Raw genomic sequence first — 16,977 nt, 5'->3', positions numbered from 1 at the left:
GCACCCCCCGCCAACTGCGACAGCAGGGGTCTCCGATGATCGCCAAGATGAGGGGCTAAGGCAGAAACTCGCGAGAACCCGCGAGATTCCAAAAATGGCGCGCCCGACACGATTCGAACGTGTGACCTTTGCCTTCGGAGGGCAACGCTCTATCCAGCTGAGCTACGGGCGCTAACCGTGAAGGCTGGATAGCCGATCCCCGCCGCTTCGGCAATGCGGGATTTTGCGAAGGAGCACATGCCCGAAGAGGCAAAGGTCACACGTTCGAATCGTGTCGGGCGCGCCGCGAGTGTGGCTGATGAGCGCCGGCAACCAAACCCGTGCATAACGCCGGGACTGGGGCGAGCCACAGAATTGGCAATCACGCCGCTCGGCAGAACCGAAGCGCAACCAATTTTTTGCAACGATCCGGGAAGGCAGCGCCGCTAATGGCCCTTTCCGGACTCTGACCATGTCCGCTTTCAGGCATTCTGGTTCGAGCTCAGTTCAACAGCCAGAAGGGGGCATGTCGAGCTCTACGGATGTCGGCTTGGCAATACGCGGGCTGTCGCCATGTCTGAATTTTGCCTGGCCCAAAAGCGCTTAGTGGCCTGCAGTCGGCCATGCCATTCCGTTCATCAGGTTAGCATCCCGTAGCGCTATACGGGCAATCGACAGCCGACCTCAGCGCGACGGGAGATCGCGCGTGAGCATCACCGCTGCGGCATCGCGGGAACCTCGCAGCGTTGTTGGCATGAAGTTCCCCCCTTTGAGCATGAGTTTGGTCATGATGCGCAGGATTTGCTCGTCCGATTGGGCAACGCCCGCGGCGTCAAAGTCCTTGCGGATTTTGCTGAACAGGTCACTGCGCTCGGGATCGACCGTGCCCCTGGCAAAGTCGTCCGAACAGGCATCGGCGTCCCGGCCCGAGCTTGCCAATTTCTCAGCGGCCCACCTGCGAGGAGCTTGTTGCGGAGGATCGTCCTCTGCGCATCGTTTGAACTGGTCCTTCGAAATTCTCCGATTGCCGGCCGGTGAATGCGCCTTCCGCTGTAGCTCCGTGGCCCGATGGATTGCATCGCTGGAACCGATGTAGCTTCAGGATGGTGTCAACAAAGCCGATTGGAAAGCGGCCTCTCACGCTTTTGGCTCAGGAACCAACCCGGCAGCGTTGACGGTTAGCGAGTTCAGCGCCGTGTAGCGTTCGATGGCACCGCGTGCGTTGAAGAGCAACCGGTCTGGGCCAAGCAACGTGTCCAGGCCTGCATGGCGAATGACCTCGAGCGCACCAGGGTTGAGGCCCACGAACCAGACCGTGACGGCCTGTTCCGCCAGGCGTTTCTCGCCTTCCAGCAGCATCTGGAGGGCCGAATACTCGATGTCCGGAACGCGGCTGAGGTCGAGCGCGAGGACCCGCGGCTTATGCTGACCAACGAGAGCGGCGATCTGATCAACCACATCCTGTGCATTGATGAAGAAGAGCCGCCCTTCCGGCCGCACGATCAACAATCCCTCGAAGGTTTCGTCATCGGGGTTTTCAGGTCCAAGAGGGCGGAGCACGTCGGCTCCACGCTTGCGGCCGATCACCGTAACCCGGGGGTGGAAAGTCTGGCTGGCCAGTCCGATCAGCGACAGGATGACCGCGATGACAATACCCTGAAGGGTTCCAAAGATCAGGACGCCAAGGGTTGCGACAATCGCCCAGCGGAACTCCATCGTGCGCACTCGGCGAATGGCGTTGAACTCCGCCGGCTGGATAAGGGGAATTGAGTAGACGATGACGATGGCTGCCAGCGTGGCGTTCGGCAGGAGGCCGAGCAAAGGCGCGAACAGGAGCATGGTTGCAAGAGCTGCCGCCGCAGTCACCAGCGAGGCCGCCTGTGTTCGCCCGCCCGCTGCGCGAACAACGCCCGTTTGCGACGTGCCGCCGCCGCCCGGCATCGCGCCAAGCAAGGAGCCGACGAGATTGGCTGCGCCTGTCGCCACCAACTCTCGATTGGCATTGATCGGAGGATCGCGAGGGCGAACAAAAGCCCGGCCAGCCGCAATGGTTTCGGTGAAACTCATCAGGGCAATCCCGAACGCTCCCGGCAGCAGTTGCAGTGCGAGCGCAAGATTGGGGAGCGTCAACGACGGAAGGCCCTGCGGTATGTGCCCCACGGTAGAGACGCCCTGAGCGCCCAGGTGAAAGATCCACGAGGCTGCGATCGCGCCGGCCACTGCGATGAGGGGGGCGGGCGAATGCGGCTTGAGAAGCTCCATCCCGATCAGGACGATCACAGTCGCCGCCGCTACCGCGACAGTCAGCAGTGACGCCTCCGGAAGCGCGCGCACGACGCTCAGAATGTCGGCAAAGAAGGACTGTTTTGTGATGTGCACTCCGAAGAGCTTGGGCGCCTGGTCCAGCAGGATTACGAGGCCGATGCCGGCCTTGAAGCCTGTGAGTACCGGCGCGGAGATGAAATTGGCGACGAATCCCAGGCGCAGGAGCCTGGCGAGAAGCAACAAGGCGCCAACCAGGGCCGTCAGCGTCGCCGTCGCAGTGAGCAGCTTGGTCGGGTCGCCGTCCGGGACCACTGCACCGAGTTGGGCGCCAGTGAGGATCGCAAGCGTGGTGGTGGAACTGACGCTGAGTACGCGGGAGGAGCCGAGCAATCCGTAGACGGCCATCGGCACGAGGGAGGTGTAGAGACCAACCTGTACGGGCAGGCCCGCCACGGTGGCGTAGGCCATGGCCTTGGGCAGCACGACGGCGGCCGCGGTAAGCCCCGCAACGACGTCGAAGCGGAGCCCGCCAGCATTCGAGTCGTTCCCGTGCATCGAAGCAGCCTGCATTGACCCCGCCATCGCACAAGCTCGAAAGCCTGAATACGCAAAGGTAGCTGAACATCCTGACTAAAACCGCCGCCAACGTCTACTGCAGTACTTCAACCTGGCTCTTACCCGCACTGCAGGAGACCAGCTCCGTCGTATGAAATCCGCTCCAACGACGTAGCCGGGCCTTCCACCGCATCAGAGTTGCGAGTCGATCGGCAGGAGCTTCAACAGGTCGGCGCCGAGACGCCGGCGGAAGCGGGTCTCGGGCTCGTCGCGATAGTGGACGCTTTGCCCCTCCCGCGCCGTCTCCCAGACGATGCCGCCATTCGGGGCAAGAAGAACGCGGTAGCTGTTGGCGGGCACGACGCCGGTGGCCATGTAGGCGACCAGCCTTTCCGCCAGCTCCGGGCTCTCGATATAGAGCCCGGCTTCGGTGTTGATCACGGCGGAGCGCGGATCGAGGTTGAAGCTGCCGATGAACACAGCCTCGCGGTCGAAGGCCATGGCCTTGGCGTGCAAGGCTGCGGGGGACCGGCCGGAACGGAGCGACCAGCCCGGCCGGTAGGCGTCGGTATCCGGGCGCAGCTCGTAGAGCTCCATGCCGTTCTCCAGCAGCCGCCTGCGGGTCTTGGCGTAGCCTGAATGCGCCGGCAGCATGTCGTTCGAAGCCAGCGAATTGGTCAACACGCGCACCCGGACATTGCGCTGGTGCAGCGCCTTGACGGTTGCCTGCGCCCTGGCGGGCAGAACGAAATACGGCGTCTCGACCAGCAGTTCTTGCTTCAGCTCGGCGACCCGCCCGCGGATGAACGCAACCACATGGTCGCTCTCGATGCCCGGCGCGATGGTTTCCGGATCGTCGGCGATGACCCGGCCCTGTGCCCAGACGAGATTATCGCGAAGCTCCGCGCTCTGGGCCGCCAGTTCGTCGAGGTCCTGGTCGATCGGATAAGGGTATTTGGCCGCGTCGATCTCCCCGCGCAGGCGAATGAGGATGGCATCGAGATCGGCAGCGCCATAACTGCGCTCGACGAGCGCCGCGATCGGCACGGCCGACGGGCTGTTCCAGAACCGGTCGAAGACATCGGACAGATTGCGGACGACGGGCCCGACCGCCAAAACGTCCAGATCGCGATAATTGGCGATCGTGTTCACGCCATAATAGATGTCACCGATATTGCGGCCGCCCACGATCGCCGCAGCATTGTCGGCAACCATCAGCTTGTTGTGCATGCGGCGGTTCAACCGGCCGAAATCGACGATGTAATCAAGCGCTGACCAGCGCCGATTTGTCACCGGATTGAACAGGCGGATCTCGACATTGGGGTGAGCGTCGAGCGCGGCCTTGACGGCATCGCTGGCCTTGTAGAAAGCGTCGTCGACGAGAAGACGGACCCTGACTCCGCGATCGGCCGCCTTCATCACGCTATCGACGATGATCCGACCGGTGATATCGCCGTCCCAGGAATAATACTGCATGTCGAGACTGCGCTCGGCCATGTCGGCAAGCGCGAGACGGGCGATGAAGGCCTCGCGCCCGTGGATCAGGAGGCTGAAGCCGGAGAGGCCGGGATGCTCGGCGGCGGCCGCGCCGAAGGATTGTCCCAGCCTGGTCGAAGCGGGATCCCCGAACGCCGTCGATGCGCTGCGCTGATCGTCGGACCAAGGGCGGGCGGCACGGCCGTTGAGAACCCGTCCCAGCCAATTCACGATCCTGCGTGGGATTGCGCGCGCGCCCGGTGACCGAGGCCGGACCGCCCCCGCAAAACGGCCGGTTCCCAATGGATCGGAGCGTATCGGGCTGGGCTTTTCGCGGCGCATGGTGCTCTCCACCATCCCTCGCTGGCAGACAAGCGCGGCCTAGGCAATCCGTCAAGCACAAGCCGCGGGCAAGTGGGTTCGGGCCGGAAAATCGGGGCCGATGCCGCGGAGGATGCCCAGGCCGGCGCGGCGGTCGTCGCGCCCGGCCCGCCCCCCGCAGCAGGGGACGGCGCGCGCCACGATCCGACAATTCGGTGACATCATGGCCTCAAAGCCTGTTCTCGAACGCGCGAAAAGGCGTACGTTACGTAAAGATTGCGCCGGCTGTTTCCTGTGTGGGGGCCTCATGTCTGCTAGATCGGAGAGGCTCGCGTCGCCGAAGAGGTCGCAGCTGGAGGTCCGTCACGGCGCCAGCGCCGACGCGATCCCTACCAATCAGCCGCCACCCGACGAATTCACGCAAGCGATGTCGTTGGCGGAGCGGATGAAGGCCGGGAAGGCGCTCCGCGATCGCGTTTCGCGCCCACAGCATAGGACATGGGCGCCTAATGGAAGCCGCCCCGACCCGCTCGCCCTCCTGCAGGCTGCCGATGCCGATCGCATTCCCGAGCTCGTTCCCATCCGCTATGGACGCATGCTGCAATCGCCCTTCGCGTTCTACCGCGGATCGGCGGGCATCATGGCGGCCGATCTCAGCACCACGCCGAACACCGGAATCCAGGTACAGGCCTGCGGCGACTGCCACCTGATGAATTTCGGGGGTTTTGCCACGCCCGAACGCAACATACTCTTCGACATCAATGATTTCGACGAGACTCTTCCGGCCCCCTGGGAGTGGGACATCAAGCGGCTTGCGACTTCGTTCGTCCTCGCGGCCCGGTCGATCGGGTTGCCGGCCAGGACGGCGCGTGACACCGCCATCGCCTGCGTGCGCAGCTACCGCAGGCACCTTGCGACTTACGCGGACATGCATCCGCTCGACGTCTGGTACGCGCGCGTCACCGGTGACGATCTCGTCTCCCTGGCGCCAGCGCGAGAACGTGGCCGGATCCAGAAGCGGATCGCGAAAGCGGCCCAGCAGGACGGCTCTGAAACCGATTTTCCCAAGATCACGGACATGGTGGGCGGCCGCATCCGCATTCGCGACATGCCGCCCCTGATCTACCATCCCGAGGGATCGCGTGGTCCGGATTTCGAGGAGCAGTTGAAGCGGATCTTCCGCGATTACCGGGAGACCCTGTCAGAGGACCGTCGCGTCCTGCTCGACCGCTATCATCTGGTCGACGCAGCCATCAAGGTCGTTGGCGTCGGCAGCGTCGGGCGCCGCTGCTGGGTTGTCCTGATGATGTCGTCCTGCAACGACCCCTTGTTCCTGCAGTTCAAGGAGGCGGTGACCTCGGTGCTGGAGCCCTATGCCGGCACGAGCGCCTATTCCCAGCACGGCCAGCGTGTCGTCGTCGGGCAGCGCCTGATGCAGCCTGCGTCGGATCTGTTCCTTGGCTGGGTCACCGCTGAGCTTTCGGGCAAGCAGTTCTATGTGCGCCAGTTGCGCGACGCCAAGATCAAGCCGCTTGTCGTGACCTTCGACGCGGAGCTGCTCCTGAGCTACGCCCTCGCCTGCGGCTGGGTGCTGGCACGCGCCCATGCCGTCGCCGGCAACGCTGCCGGCATTAGCGGCTATCTCGGATCCAACGACCAGTTCGATGAGGCCCTGGGAGATTTCTCCGTGAGCTATGCCGACCAGGCCGAGCGCGATCATGCCGCCCTCAAGGCCGCCGTGCGCCAGGGCAAGGTCAAGGCCTATCTGGACGCCTAGCCCGCCAGCGCGACGATCTCCTCGGGCTTGTGCTTCTTCTGCGCCATAGCGACATCCTGCCAAGCCTCAAAAGCCTGTTTCACGGAGGGTCGTTTTTCAGGGGCAGGCCAAGCTGCGGCATGGGGATTGGCGGGGTGAACCTTATTTCTTGTCGATAGAATCGATCTCCGTCGCGCGGAGTGCCTCGACGCTGACTGCCGCGACAAGCCCGGTCAGAACGATGCCGGAGAATCCAATGAAGATGGCGAGCACGCGCGAGCTGAAATGTTTGGGCGCAAAATCTCCGTAACCGATCGTAAGTCCGGTGACGAACGTGAAGTAGAGCGCTTCGCCCATCCTCCAATCCTCGATGCGTCCGATCACCAAGCCAATCGCGGCCATGACAACCACGACTCCGGACAGAATTGGCCCGACCACACGGAATTGTTGCGCGAAGGCGAAGAAAAAGGCGCGCCGTTTCTCTTTGGGTTCCATCGGATCAGACCCCGTAAAATTGGGCAAACAGACCGGTCGAGAAAGACTACCGCCACTCGGTGAATCGGAGGGCGTCCATGAGCGAGGCGCCGCAAGCCTGAACTGTCTAGTGATTGTATTCGCTGGTCAAGGATGCCGTTTCGCATAGACTAAGACAACCGCACGATGATGGGGGGCCGTCGGCGCTCTGACGAGCGTGTTGGAGAGCGTTTGACTTTTCGTCAGCCGCTAGGCGAGTCGGACGCGCATCATCCGGCGCAAGAGTTGCGTCTGTCGTGAGAAAGCCGCGGCAGGCCCAATGCCCTGTTTACAGGGCTTACATTCATTGTACTGTGTATTGCGTCGCAGAAGAGCCAAGATGGTCGGCCAATCTGACGGGCAGGAATCTAGAGCTTTTGCCCCGCTGAGCCGACCGGAGATCCAGCCCATTCTCCTCGCAACTCCAACCTGATCCAGAATGGTTGGGCTGACGACCGTACATCGCGCCGGCTCTTGCAGGGAACTCAATACGGGGGGCAGGTCGATGGACGAGAAGGCTCCAAACCTTGGTCGCTCATCGACCATGATCGATAATGCCATTCGGGTCGGTCTGGTTGCCCTGCTGGTCTATGCCTGCGCACGGATCGTGCTTCCCTTCGCATTCCTTTTGATCTGGTCGGCGATCCTCGCAGTGATCCTCTATCCGCTCCATCTGCGCTTGATGCCGCGGCTGGGAAATCGTGGATCGGCGCTTTTGATCGGGCTTATTGGCGTCGTCTTGATGCTGGGCCCGATGGTGATTGCGGTGACGTCGCTTGCGACGACGCTCTATTCGCTGATCTCGACCTTGCAGAGCCAGGACATTTCCATTCCACAGCCACCACTATGGCTCGATGGCACCCCCTTGATCGGCAAGAAACTAACGGAGATCTGGGCACTCGTCGCCTCCAACTTGCCCGCGGCGCTGGCAAAGTACGGTCACCTGCTCAGCGGGCCCTTGGCGTGGCTGGCTACGTTTGCTGGTGGCCTTGCCGTTGGCGAACTCTCATTCGTACTGTCCTTCGCGATTGCCGGGGTGCTCATTCTCTACGGGAAGGAGGCCGCAACGTTCGCTCATCGTCTGTTGACACGCGTCACAGGGAGCAACGAGCGCGCGGAGCAACTGGTCACGCTGACCGCAGCCACGATCCGCGGCGTGGGGCTCGGCGTGGTTGGCGTGGCTCTGATCCAGTCATCGCTGTTAGGCCTGGGCTTCTTCGCCATCGGAATTCAGGCAGCCGGCCCCTTGACGCTTATTGCGCTCATCTTGGGTATCATGCAGGTGCCGCTGATTTTGCTGACGCTGCCTGTGGTCGGCTATGTCTTCATTCACGAGGCAACGCAGCCAGCGGTCATCTTTCTGATCTGGAATATCGGCGTCGGTCTCGGCGATAATATTCTCAGACCATTGATGCTCGGCAGAGGGCTGAATGTGCCGATGCCGGTCATTCTGATGGGTGTCATCGGCGGCATGATCGTTGACGGGCTCCTCGGGCTATTTGTCGGGCCCGTGCTTCTGGCCGTCAGCTACGTGTTGCTGCTGGAATGGCTGCAGCAACACCCGGTGTGAATCGCGTCGTTCCGGGTCCTTGTGTCGTCTTACCTCGATCGTGGGCAGCACTGCACATGCGCCTGACGGGCTCCGTGAAAGGCCGCGCATCACGGCGCCGTGAGATACCGGACTATCTCACGGTCGCGATGGTGATGCTCCTCGTCGTAGCGGTGCTGACGGTTGGCACCATCTTCTTCCGCCTCCATACATTGCCGGAGCGAATGGCGCTGATCTGGATGTGCTGCACACCTCATGTACTCAGGTACAATGTTCGCGCCGCTGCGATAGTGACAGGGTTGATAGTTGCGAGCGCTTGTTTTCCTCAAAATCCTGGGGACACCCAAAATGACAAAGATGAAACTTGCCGTATTCGCTATGGCCACGGCCGGCATCGCCTTCACTGGCCTTGCCGCGACAACGAAAACCGCAAATGCCGTCGTTTATTGCACCTATATCGGTTACCCCAGTGGGTGCATCGCGCGGCCCGGCGTGCGTCTGGTCGCTCGGCCCGGCGGGGTTGGCGCTGTCACCGCGCCTCGTCCGGGAAATCGCAATGGCGGTGTCAACAGGGTCGGCGTTCGCCGCTGACGCCTGGCGGCGACCGAGCCGCGTTGCAGCGCTCTGAGATCAGGCCGCTGGCAGCCTGGGCGCATGCTCGTAACGTGGTGGGCCCGAGCGGGTAGCCCTTTCGCATGGCTGCGTTGCCGCCGGCCGCTGATGCCAGAAGCAATTCCGCCGGCGCGACATGACAGCATCGGACTGAATATCGTATTCAGTCCGATGCTGCAGCGCTTTGTTTTTGAATCAGCTTTCCCAAAAATCGCACTCCACTTTTCGGACCGGCGCTCTGGTCGCGAGCATCCGCGTCTTCGGCTCGCTGCCGGCCTCAATGAAGCCGGCAGCGAGTGCGTTCGCGAAAGTTGCCGCCGTTCTGGAGCGTTCCGCGACGGAAGCGGCCGCCCAGTGGCTTTTCCGGCTGAATGTGGCTTATCGAGTACGGCTTTGCCGTTAGTGCGTTCGAAGTGTGGTTTCGCCCCGGCGCTTTTGCTCTCGCCTTTCGGGGGGCTCGCCAACGCGCCATGCGCGAACAAGTGAGTTGAACTGTCTCGACGCTCAGTGCCGATGCGACAGTTTGGTCGCTCACTCAGTTTCGGCGCTCTTCACGCCTCGTCGTGCGGCCAGTACGCCGATCAGTGCGTCGAACGTCCCGTCCAGTGCGCCGATCCCCGCGTCGTTCCATGCCGTTGGTTTGAGCTTGGGATTGCGATGCCGTCAAAACCGCAGCAGCCCCCGCGAAGGCCAAGGTGACCGCCGACCACAAGAAGAAAAGGCCGCGTCGACGTGTCGTCCCTGCCGAGTTCAAGAATTCGCTCATGGCCGGTCTCCTTGGGTTCAATGAACCGCTCTCCCGCCCCCTCGCCCCTCCAGACCAACGTGCTTGAAGCCCTCACCTGCGATGGCAAACCACGGCGAGAAGCTATCCGCGTCACTCATGGATCGCTGACTATTGGCCTTTAAGGCGCATTACACAAGGCGGATTGGTCGCGTTCAAAACACGCCGACGGCGCTCACTTTCTGGTCCAGGGCCCAAGGGGCTTGCGCACGAGGTCAAATCAGAGCCGGTTCTGATCAGCCCGCCCGCTGCTCCATATAGCGCGTAGTCGAACCATTCGATGAAGTTTCCGATCGCCGCCGTCATACGGCGCGCCGGACACGGCGTCCTGCACCCTCTCCGCGTCGCATCTGTCGGATTCGCGAGCGGTACTCCGACGGCAGCGATGACCTATGCGCTGCTCTTCATGGTCGCGCGAGGCAGTGATGAGCACGTTGATCTCCGTGACGTAGAGCTTCCGGGACTGGGCCTTTTCAGACTCTCGGAACGCCAGCTCTTGGGCAGTCTGGTTTGCTAGTCGAGCGCGGCCGCCCTCTCCTGCAGCGAGGGATCGCGGCTCACACCCTTCACATCCTTCGCGCACGGCCGCCAAGGGCGTATTCTAGCTTCGCTCCCGGCGCTGCCGGATCTGCGAGGCCATGTCGCGCGTTATGGCGATGCGGAGCCCCGCAGCCGGAGTTGGGGCCGGCTCTCAGGAGAGAACGCGATGCCCGGACATGCTCTTTTGACCGCGCAGACGGTCGAGGAATGCATCATCGACCAAGGCTGGGAGCGCTACACCCCCGAGGACCACGCCATTTGGCGCGTGCTGTTCGAGCGTCAGCAGCGGACCCTGAGGGGCCATGTGTGCCAGGAATATCTCGACGGCCTCGCCGCGCTGGGCATCGGCCCCGAAGGCGTGCCGAATTTCGCGCGCATGAACGAGCGGCTTCGGCGGCTGACCGGCTGGGAGGTGGTGGCGGTGCCGGGGCTCATCCCGTCGCGCCCCTTCTTCCAGATGCTTGCCAACCGCCAGTTTCCGGCCGGCACCTTCATCCGCAGCCGCGAGCAGCTCGACTATCTGGAGGAGCCCGACGTCTTCCACGATGTCTTCGGCCACGTGCCGCTGCTGACCAATCCCGCCTATGCCGACTACATGAACGAATATGGCCGCATCGGGCTCGTCGCCGTCGAGACCAAGGGGGTGAAGTTCCTCGCCCGCCTCAACTGGTACACCATCGAATTCGGGCTGATCCGCAAGCCCGAGGGGATCCGCATCTACGGCGCCGGCATCGTCTCGTCCTTCGGCGAGGCAAAATACGTGGTGGGCGACCCCTCCGCCCACCACGTGGCCTTCAATCTGGAGCGCGTGCTGCGCACCGGCTATTACATCGACGATTTCCAGGCGACCTATTTCGTCATCGACCGCTTCGAGGACCTGTTCGACCTGCTCAGCGGCACCGATTTCACCAAGCGTTTCGAGGAACTGCGCGCTCTGCCGGCCCACACGCCCTTCGACATCCTGCCGCAGGACGTGGTCATCCGGAAAGGCACCGGCCATTTCTGGCGCGATTTCCCGGTAGCGAAAGCGAAGCTGAAGTGAGGCTTAATCCAACGTCAGCGAGCTTCTCAAGCGTGGCAGTGCCGGCCTTGAAGGGCTTCTTGGGGCGGGACAAGAACTGTTCTCCCACGCACGCCGAGGCCAACGAAGTGCGCACGCTTGTGAGGGATCCGTAGAAGGACTGACGGACCCGTTGCAACCTTTCGGCCGATCTCTGGCCATTTGCCTGCAGGTTCTTCAAACATCCGAGGAAGCTCGCTTGCGGCCGTGTCGCTGCGGCGCTGCGGAGGTCCTCGTTCCAGCGGCAAGCCAGAGGCCGCTCCTGGCGCGTTGCGTTGGGATACGGGGACGGCGCGCACTTTCGCGTCTCTTCATTGCGGGCGTGCTTCGCTAGCGGCGCGCTCAGGCTTGCGCAACCGGCGAGTAACTTCGCAGCGGATGGGAGCCATTCTGATGAGCGAGCGGCTTGGTAGAACGGCTCACGTGTCGGGCGCGCCGCGAGTGTGGCTGCGCCCGATATGCCTATCTGCCTCACATCGCCTGCGGGTCTCATCGCGCCAGCGCGTGCAGTCGTGCCGAAGGTCTCTCGAAGCTGAGCCGGCCGTGCTTGAAGCCCATGACGGGCTCTGCGATTTCGGCGAGTGCGTCAGCCGGCGTGGGGGCGTCGAGGACAATGAGGTCGGCGGGGTTGCCAGGGGCGATGCCGTAGTCGTCGAGTCGCATCAGCCTGGCCGGAAGGGACGTGACGAGATCGAGGCAGCGCTCGAAGAGCGGCGGCTCGCATTGGACGACGTTGGCGTAGAGATTGGCCATGCGCAGCAGGGAGGCGTCGCCGAACGGCGTGAAAGGGTTCAAGACATTGTTTGTTGCGACCGAGCAGACCACGCCCTGGTCGACGAGCAAGTGGGCCGGCGTCACGCCACGCGGCTTCGCGTGCGTCAGCTCTCGCGCCGTCAAATAAAGATCCGTCGCGGGCAGCACCGTCAGCGCGATGCCCGCTTCAGCGAGCCGGCACCCGATCGACGCAAGCGCTTCCGGTGTCACCATCGAAAGCTTGGTGACATGCCCGATCGCGACCCGGCCGCCCCAGCCATGTCGCTCGGTCTGGCGGCAGACCTCCTCAAGATGCATCCAGGTGGGGTTGAGGTCGAAATCCAGGTGGAAGTCGAGGTCGACATCGAATTCCTGCGCGAGTTCGAAGAGCCGATCGATCTGCGCCGCCGGATCGGTGTCGGTATAGGGGCAGCCGCCCAGCAGGTCGGCGCCGTTCCGCAGGGCCTCGATCAGAAGCTCTTCGGCTCCTGGGTCATTGGTGAGTCCTTCCTGAGGGAAGACGCAAATCGAGAGATCGAGCGCCCAGGCGTAATCGGTCTTCAGCGCCTTGACGGCGGTGAAGCTGCGCAGGCCCGCTCGCGGATCGACCTCGACATGGGTGCGCATGCGGGTCGTGCCTTTCGCGATCGCTTTCTCGATCACGCGCGCGCCACGCTTGTAGACATCCGCCTCCGTGAACGCGCGCTTCATCGCGGCGACCGCCGCGATCGCATCCCGGAGCCCACCGTGAACATGCCCGCAGCGATCGAGCAGGCAGGCCTTGTCGAGATGGACATGGCTGTCGACGAAGCCTGCGATGACGGTGCGGCCGGCGACGTCGATCGCGGGTGCGTCACAGACGAGGCGTGGCGCGATCGTGGCGATTCGTCCGGCGCTGACACCGATGTCGAGCGGCTCGTCGCGCCCAGGAATGACAGCTTGGCGAAAGACGAGATCAAGGGCGTTGCGCGTGGGCATTCGGATGCTTGGGAACCGGCATTCAATTGTGCAAAAAACTTGCATGCACTTTGTGTGCCGGAGTAGCGCGCCGCCGGGCTCGCTGAGCACGGGCCGCCGCAAGATGCCGGCAGACCTGGAATTCACCGGCATGCGTTCGGCCGCAGGTGTCACACGGTGCGGCTTGTCCGAAACAACTGTCGGGAGGGCACTGTCACACCAACGCCCATATGTCCGCGGCTATTCGGCTGCGTTCAGCGGCCGCTTGCGCGAGATGGCCTGGACAGCTGGCGGTTCGGCATAGGGCGCCAGGATATCCACGATGTTGCGGCCGCGCGGCTTGGCCTGGGCGACAAGAGCCCGCTCCGCGACGGAATCGAGATGGTGGTGCATCAGGCTCATCACCTGCTCCGTATCGCCCTTTTCCAGCGCATCGATGAGCAGGCGGTGCTCGTTGATTGCGCATTCGGAGGAATGCGGCCGGCTGAACAGCGATAGCGTCAGGCAGCACCGATAGGCGATCTCGCTGACATAGCGGATCAGGATCGGGCTCTCGGTCATGGTTGCCAGCAGGATGTGGAATTCCGTGGCGAGGCGGATCGATACCGCGTCAGCGCCGCCGCGCGCCGCATCCTCGGCGTCGACATGGGCGCGCAAGGCCGCGAGCTGGGCCTTGCCAAGCCTGCCCGCGAGCTGACGAACGACCAGGCGTTCGAGCTCGATCCGGATATCGAATGTATCGCGCGCTTCCTGCCAGCTCGGCGTCGCGACGACGGCGATGCGGTTGCGGCGCAGTTCCACGAGACCTTCGGCGGCGAGCTGGCCGAGCGCGTGGCGCGCGATCGTGCGACTTACCCCGAAGCTTTCGCCAAGCGCATCTTCCGGCAGCTTGGCTCCCGGCTCCAGCGCCTGCTCGATGATCGCGCGGCGCAGCGCTCGGCAGATCGTCCCAACCTTGTCCGACGATGCCTTCCCGGCCGTGTCGCGCGCCATGCTCGGTATCCGCGGTTGAATCAGCCCGTCTTTAACGCCTCGCTTCGACGCTCCGCAATCCCGGGCCGAGCCTGATCGAAGATCAGGATACAAGATGGCATCACGATTGCATGCACTTTCCTGCATGAGCCCGGCCAAGATCAAACTTTCCGTCGTTGCGGCGCCGCTCGCGTTCACAGGGCAGGCTGCCGGCCCACGGCCTCCTGCGATCGAGCTGTCGCAGGCCAGCATCACCTTCGGACACGGGACGAATGCCGTCCCGGCATTGGCGCAGACGAGCCTGCGCGTTCAGGACGGCGAGTTCCTCGCTCTGGTCGGTCCGTCGGGTTGCGGCAAGTCGACCATTCTCAGGCTGGTCAGCGGGCTGGTGAAGCCCACATCCGGCGTTGTGGTCGTCGGCGGCCGGGAGGTCGCCGCCAACGCGCTGCGGATCGGCATGGCCTTCCAGAACCCGACGATGCTGCCCTGGCTGACGATCGAGCGGAACATCATGCTGCCGCTGAAGATCGTCCAGCCGTTTCGGGCCCGCTACGCGAAGGAGAAGCGCGGCGCCTTTCGCGACAAGGCGCATGCCCTGCTCGCGCAGGTCGGCCTCAGCGGATTTGCCGGCAAATATCCCTGGCAGCTCTCGGGCGGCATGCTTCAGCGCGCCAATCTGTGCCGGGCTCTGATCCACGAGCCGCGCATGCTCCTGCTCGACGAGCCGTTCGGGGCGCTCGACCAGTTCACGCGCGAAGAGCTCTGGGCGATCCTGCAGGAGCTCTGGCTGGCCCATCGCCCCACCGTGCTGCTCGTGACGCACGACCTGCGCGAGGCCGGCTTCCTGGCGAGCCGCATCTGCGTGATGAGCGCCCGCCCCGGCCGCATCATCGACGACAGTGCGGTTGCCTTCGCCAGGCCGCGCTCGATCGCGATGACCTTCGAGCCGCATTTCGTCGCCCTGAACCAGCGCCTGCGCGATCTCATCGTCGATGCCCGCTCGGCGCCTGCTCCCGAGGAGGGCACCTGACATGGCCGATCGTCGCATCAGGCAAAGGCTTGGATCGGCCGCACTGATCGTTCTGTTTTTCGTCTGCTGGGAGCTGTTCTGCCTGATCTCGGGCATGTCGGACCTGATCCTGCCGCGGCCGAGCCAGGTGGTCGCGACGTTGGTGCAGCGCTTCCCGATCCTGTGGCCGCATATCCTGCAGACATTGGCGACGACGATGGCGGGCTTCGTGCTCGGTGTCGCGCTCGGCGTCCTGCTCGGCGCGGTGATCGGCGTCTCGCGCACGGCCTATGACACGGTCTATCCGCTGCTGATCGGCTTCTCCTCGATCCCGAAGGTCGCGGTCGTGCCGATCCTGGTGCTCTGGTTCGGTTCGGGCACGGTGCCCGCCGTGCTGACCTCGCTCTCGATCTGCTTCTTCCCGATCGTGGTCAACATCGCCACCGGCCTCGCCACGACCGAACCGGAAATGGAGGATGTGCTGAAGGCGCTCGGCGCCAGCAAGCTCGACATCCTCTGGAATGTCGGCCTGCCGCGGACGATGCCGTTCTTCTTCGCCTCGCTGAAGGTCGCGATCACCTATGCCTTCGTCGGCACGGTGCTGGCCGAGACCGTCGCCTCCAATCGCGGCATCGGCAATGTGATGATGTCGGCCTCGTCGAACTTCAACACGCCGCTGGTCTTCGCCGGGCTGTTCATCCTCGCCGGCCTCGGTGTCGCGCTCTACGTCGCCTTCTCGCTGATCGAGATGCGCGTCACGGGCTGGGCCAACCGCAAGGGCGACCTCGCCGCCGCCTGAGATCCACCGCCACCGTCCAAAAAAAGGGGAGACCACGATGTTCAAGACATTGACCGCGACAGTCCTTGCAAGCCTCGTCTGCGCCGGCGCGGCGCTGGCGCAGGAGACCACGATCAAGTTCACGCTCGGCTGGAAGACCCAGGGCTCCGACGCCGCCTTCTTCGTCGCCCGCGACAAGGGATACTACAAGGCCGAGGGGCTGAACGTCGTGATCGATCAGGGCGAAGGCTCGGGCGCGACCGTGACCCGGATAATGGGCGGTGCCTACGAGGCCGGCTTCGGAGACGTCAACGCCATCATCCAGAACGCGGCGGCCAAGCCCGGCGAGGCGCCGGTGATGGTCTACATGATGTGGAACCGGCCGCCCTTCGCCATTGTGACGAAGAAGGCCACCGGCGTGGGCAAGCCGGCCGATCTCGTCGGCAAGACGCTGGGTGGCGCGCAGGGCACGCCGACGACGCGCTTGCTCGAGGTGTTTGCCCGCAAGAACGATGTGGGGATGGACAAGATCAAGCTCTCCAACATGGCGCCGAACCTGCAGGAGCCGCTGCTGATCAAGGGCGATATCGACGGCGCGCTGGTCTTCAACATCACCAGCTATTTCAACCTCGTGCTGAACCGCCAGGACCCCGACAAGGACTTCAACTGGCTGATGTTCGGCGATTACGGCCTCGATCTCTATTCGAACGGGCTGATGGTCTCGCAGAAGCTGGTCAAGGAGAACCCGCAGGCCGTGGCCGGGCTGGTGCGCGCCACCAACAAGGCGATGATCGAGATCGCCAGGGACCAGGCCATCGGCATGAAGGGCGTGATGAACTTCGACAATCTCGTCGACGAGAAGGTCGAGAAGCGCCGGCTGCAATACTCCTTCAGCGAGCTCATCGTCTCGCCCGAGATGAAGGAGATCGGCATCGGCGACACCAAGGATGACCGCATGGCGCGCGCCATCGGCATCATCGTCGAGGGCTACCAGCTCGGCCGCACGCCCAAGCCGGAGGAAATCTTCTCGCGGGCCTTCCTGCCGGCCAAGGCGGAACGCGAGCTGGTCTACACCGCCAACTGAGACGAGAGGGCGCA

13 protein-coding genes and 1 tRNA gene are annotated in these 16,977 nt (G+C 63.5%); 7 read left to right on the top strand and 7 right to left on the bottom strand.

Annotated elements, in window-relative coordinates:
- Positions 1-95: 95 nt before the first annotated feature.
- From AC2FAN_RS08255 to AC2FAN_RS08240, 4 genes are all read right to left on the bottom strand, one after another.
- Positions 96-172, bottom strand: a tRNA-Arg gene (locus AC2FAN_RS08255).
- 491 nt (positions 173-663) lie between these two features.
- The gene (locus AC2FAN_RS08250; protein ID WP_485173360.1) at positions 664-918 is read right to left on the bottom strand and encodes an ATPase inhibitor subunit zeta; all 255 of its coding nucleotides are present in this window, start codon (positions 916-918) and stop codon (positions 664-666) included.
- 198 nt (positions 919-1,116) lie between these two features.
- The gene (locus tag AC2FAN_RS08245; RefSeq protein WP_485173359.1) at positions 1,117-2,814 is read right to left on the bottom strand and encodes a SulP family inorganic anion transporter; all 1,698 of its coding nucleotides are present in this window, start codon (positions 2,812-2,814) and stop codon (positions 1,117-1,119) included.
- Between the two features lie 177 nt (positions 2,815-2,991).
- Positions 2,992-4,506: a phospholipase D family protein gene (locus tag AC2FAN_RS08240; RefSeq protein WP_485173358.1), complete on the bottom strand. Its 1,515-nt coding sequence runs from the start codon at positions 4,504-4,506 to the stop codon at positions 2,992-2,994.
- Between the two features lie 223 nt (positions 4,507-4,729).
- Between AC2FAN_RS08240 and AC2FAN_RS08235 the strand changes: the two genes are divergently transcribed.
- Entirely contained in the window at positions 4,730-6,373 is a 1,644-nt protein-coding gene (locus tag AC2FAN_RS08235; RefSeq protein WP_485173357.1) for a DUF2252 domain-containing protein, read from the top strand.
- Positions 6,374-6,514: 141 nt separating this feature from the next.
- Here AC2FAN_RS08235 and AC2FAN_RS08230 read toward each other — a convergent pair whose 3' ends face one another.
- Entirely contained in the window at positions 6,515-6,847 is a 333-nt protein-coding gene (locus tag AC2FAN_RS08230; protein ID WP_265051325.1) for a potassium channel family protein, read from the bottom strand.
- Positions 6,848-7,370: 523 nt separating this feature from the next.
- Between AC2FAN_RS08230 and AC2FAN_RS08225 the strand changes: the two genes are divergently transcribed.
- The 3 genes from AC2FAN_RS08225 to phhA all read left to right on the top strand — a co-directional run bounded on the left by AC2FAN_RS08225 (position 7,371) and on the right by phhA (position 11,392).
- Positions 7,371-8,435: an AI-2E family transporter gene (locus AC2FAN_RS08225; RefSeq protein WP_476806453.1), complete on the top strand. Its 1,065-nt coding sequence runs from the start codon at positions 7,371-7,373 to the stop codon at positions 8,433-8,435.
- A 327-nt stretch (positions 8,436-8,762) separates the two neighbouring features.
- Entirely contained in the window at positions 8,763-9,005 is a 243-nt protein-coding gene (locus AC2FAN_RS08220) for a hypothetical protein (RefSeq protein WP_442864865.1), read from the top strand.
- Between the two features lie 1,511 nt (positions 9,006-10,516).
- Positions 10,517-11,392 carry a phenylalanine 4-monooxygenase gene (gene phhA, locus AC2FAN_RS08215; RefSeq protein WP_485173356.1) on the top strand — a complete coding sequence of 292 codons (876 nt, stop codon included), beginning with the start codon at positions 10,517-10,519 and terminating at the stop codon, positions 11,390-11,392.
- Between the two features lie 507 nt (positions 11,393-11,899).
- On the opposite strand, the gene AC2FAN_RS08210 is transcribed toward phhA, so the two are convergent.
- Together AC2FAN_RS08210 and AC2FAN_RS08205 are read right to left on the bottom strand one after the other, a co-directional pair.
- Positions 11,900-13,141: an amidohydrolase family protein gene (locus tag AC2FAN_RS08210; protein ID WP_485173355.1), complete on the bottom strand. Its 1,242-nt coding sequence runs from the start codon at positions 13,139-13,141 to the stop codon at positions 11,900-11,902.
- 219 nt (positions 13,142-13,360) lie between these two features.
- Entirely contained in the window at positions 13,361-14,113 is a 753-nt protein-coding gene (locus tag AC2FAN_RS08205) for a GntR family transcriptional regulator (RefSeq protein WP_485173354.1), read from the bottom strand.
- A gap of 124 nt (positions 14,114-14,237) precedes the next feature.
- Here AC2FAN_RS08205 and AC2FAN_RS08200 point away from each other — a divergent pair, with 124 nt between their 5' ends.
- The 3 genes from AC2FAN_RS08200 to AC2FAN_RS08190 are packed head-to-tail and all read left to right on the top strand — an operon-like array spanning position 14,238 to position 16,963.
- Positions 14,238-15,122, top strand: coding sequence for an ABC transporter ATP-binding protein (locus AC2FAN_RS08200; RefSeq protein WP_476806463.1), 885 nt, complete (start codon positions 14,238-14,240; stop codon positions 15,120-15,122).
- Between the two features lies 1 nt (position 15,123).
- Positions 15,124-15,900: an ABC transporter permease gene (locus tag AC2FAN_RS08195; RefSeq protein WP_265051331.1), complete on the top strand. Its 777-nt coding sequence runs from the start codon at positions 15,124-15,126 to the stop codon at positions 15,898-15,900.
- Between the two features lie 37 nt (positions 15,901-15,937).
- The gene (locus tag AC2FAN_RS08190) at positions 15,938-16,963 is read left to right on the top strand and encodes an ABC transporter substrate-binding protein (protein WP_476806450.1); all 1,026 of its coding nucleotides are present in this window, start codon (positions 15,938-15,940) and stop codon (positions 16,961-16,963) included.
- Positions 16,964-16,977 lie beyond the last annotated feature (14 nt).

The organism is Allobosea sp. RIT-PG3_2, assembly GCF_057321085.1.
The sequence above is the reverse complement of the archived record's forward strand: the minus strand, read 5'-3'. Positions and strand labels throughout refer to the sequence as shown.

Excerpts from the sequence above, each read along its gene's own strand:
- AC2FAN_RS08245 (WP_485173359.1), bottom strand. The coding sequence starts at position 2,814 with ATGCAGGCTGCTTCGATGCACGGGAACGACTCGAATGCTGGCGGGCTC.
- AC2FAN_RS08235 (WP_485173357.1), top strand. The coding sequence starts at position 4,730 with ATGCCCAGGCCGGCGCGGCGGTCGTCGCGCCCGGCCCGCCCCCCGCAG.
- AC2FAN_RS08230 (WP_265051325.1), bottom strand. The coding sequence starts at position 6,847 with ATGGAACCCAAAGAGAAACGGCGCGCCTTTTTCTTCGCCTTCGCGCAA.
- AC2FAN_RS08225 (WP_476806453.1), top strand. The coding sequence starts at position 7,371 with ATGGACGAGAAGGCTCCAAACCTTGGTCGCTCATCGACCATGATCGAT.
- AC2FAN_RS08220 (WP_442864865.1), top strand. The coding sequence starts at position 8,763 with ATGACAAAGATGAAACTTGCCGTATTCGCTATGGCCACGGCCGGCATC.
- phhA (WP_485173356.1), top strand. The coding sequence starts at position 10,517 with ATGCCCGGACATGCTCTTTTGACCGCGCAGACGGTCGAGGAATGCATC.
- AC2FAN_RS08210 (WP_485173355.1), bottom strand. The coding sequence starts at position 13,141 with ATGCCCACGCGCAACGCCCTTGATCTCGTCTTTCGCCAAGCTGTCATT.
- AC2FAN_RS08205 (WP_485173354.1), bottom strand. The coding sequence starts at position 14,113 with ATGGCGCGCGACACGGCCGGGAAGGCATCGTCGGACAAGGTTGGGACG.
- AC2FAN_RS08200 (WP_476806463.1), top strand. The coding sequence starts at position 14,238 with ATGAGCCCGGCCAAGATCAAACTTTCCGTCGTTGCGGCGCCGCTCGCG.
- AC2FAN_RS08195 (WP_265051331.1), top strand. The coding sequence starts at position 15,124 with ATGGCCGATCGTCGCATCAGGCAAAGGCTTGGATCGGCCGCACTGATC.
- AC2FAN_RS08190 (WP_476806450.1), top strand. The coding sequence starts at position 15,938 with ATGTTCAAGACATTGACCGCGACAGTCCTTGCAAGCCTCGTCTGCGCC.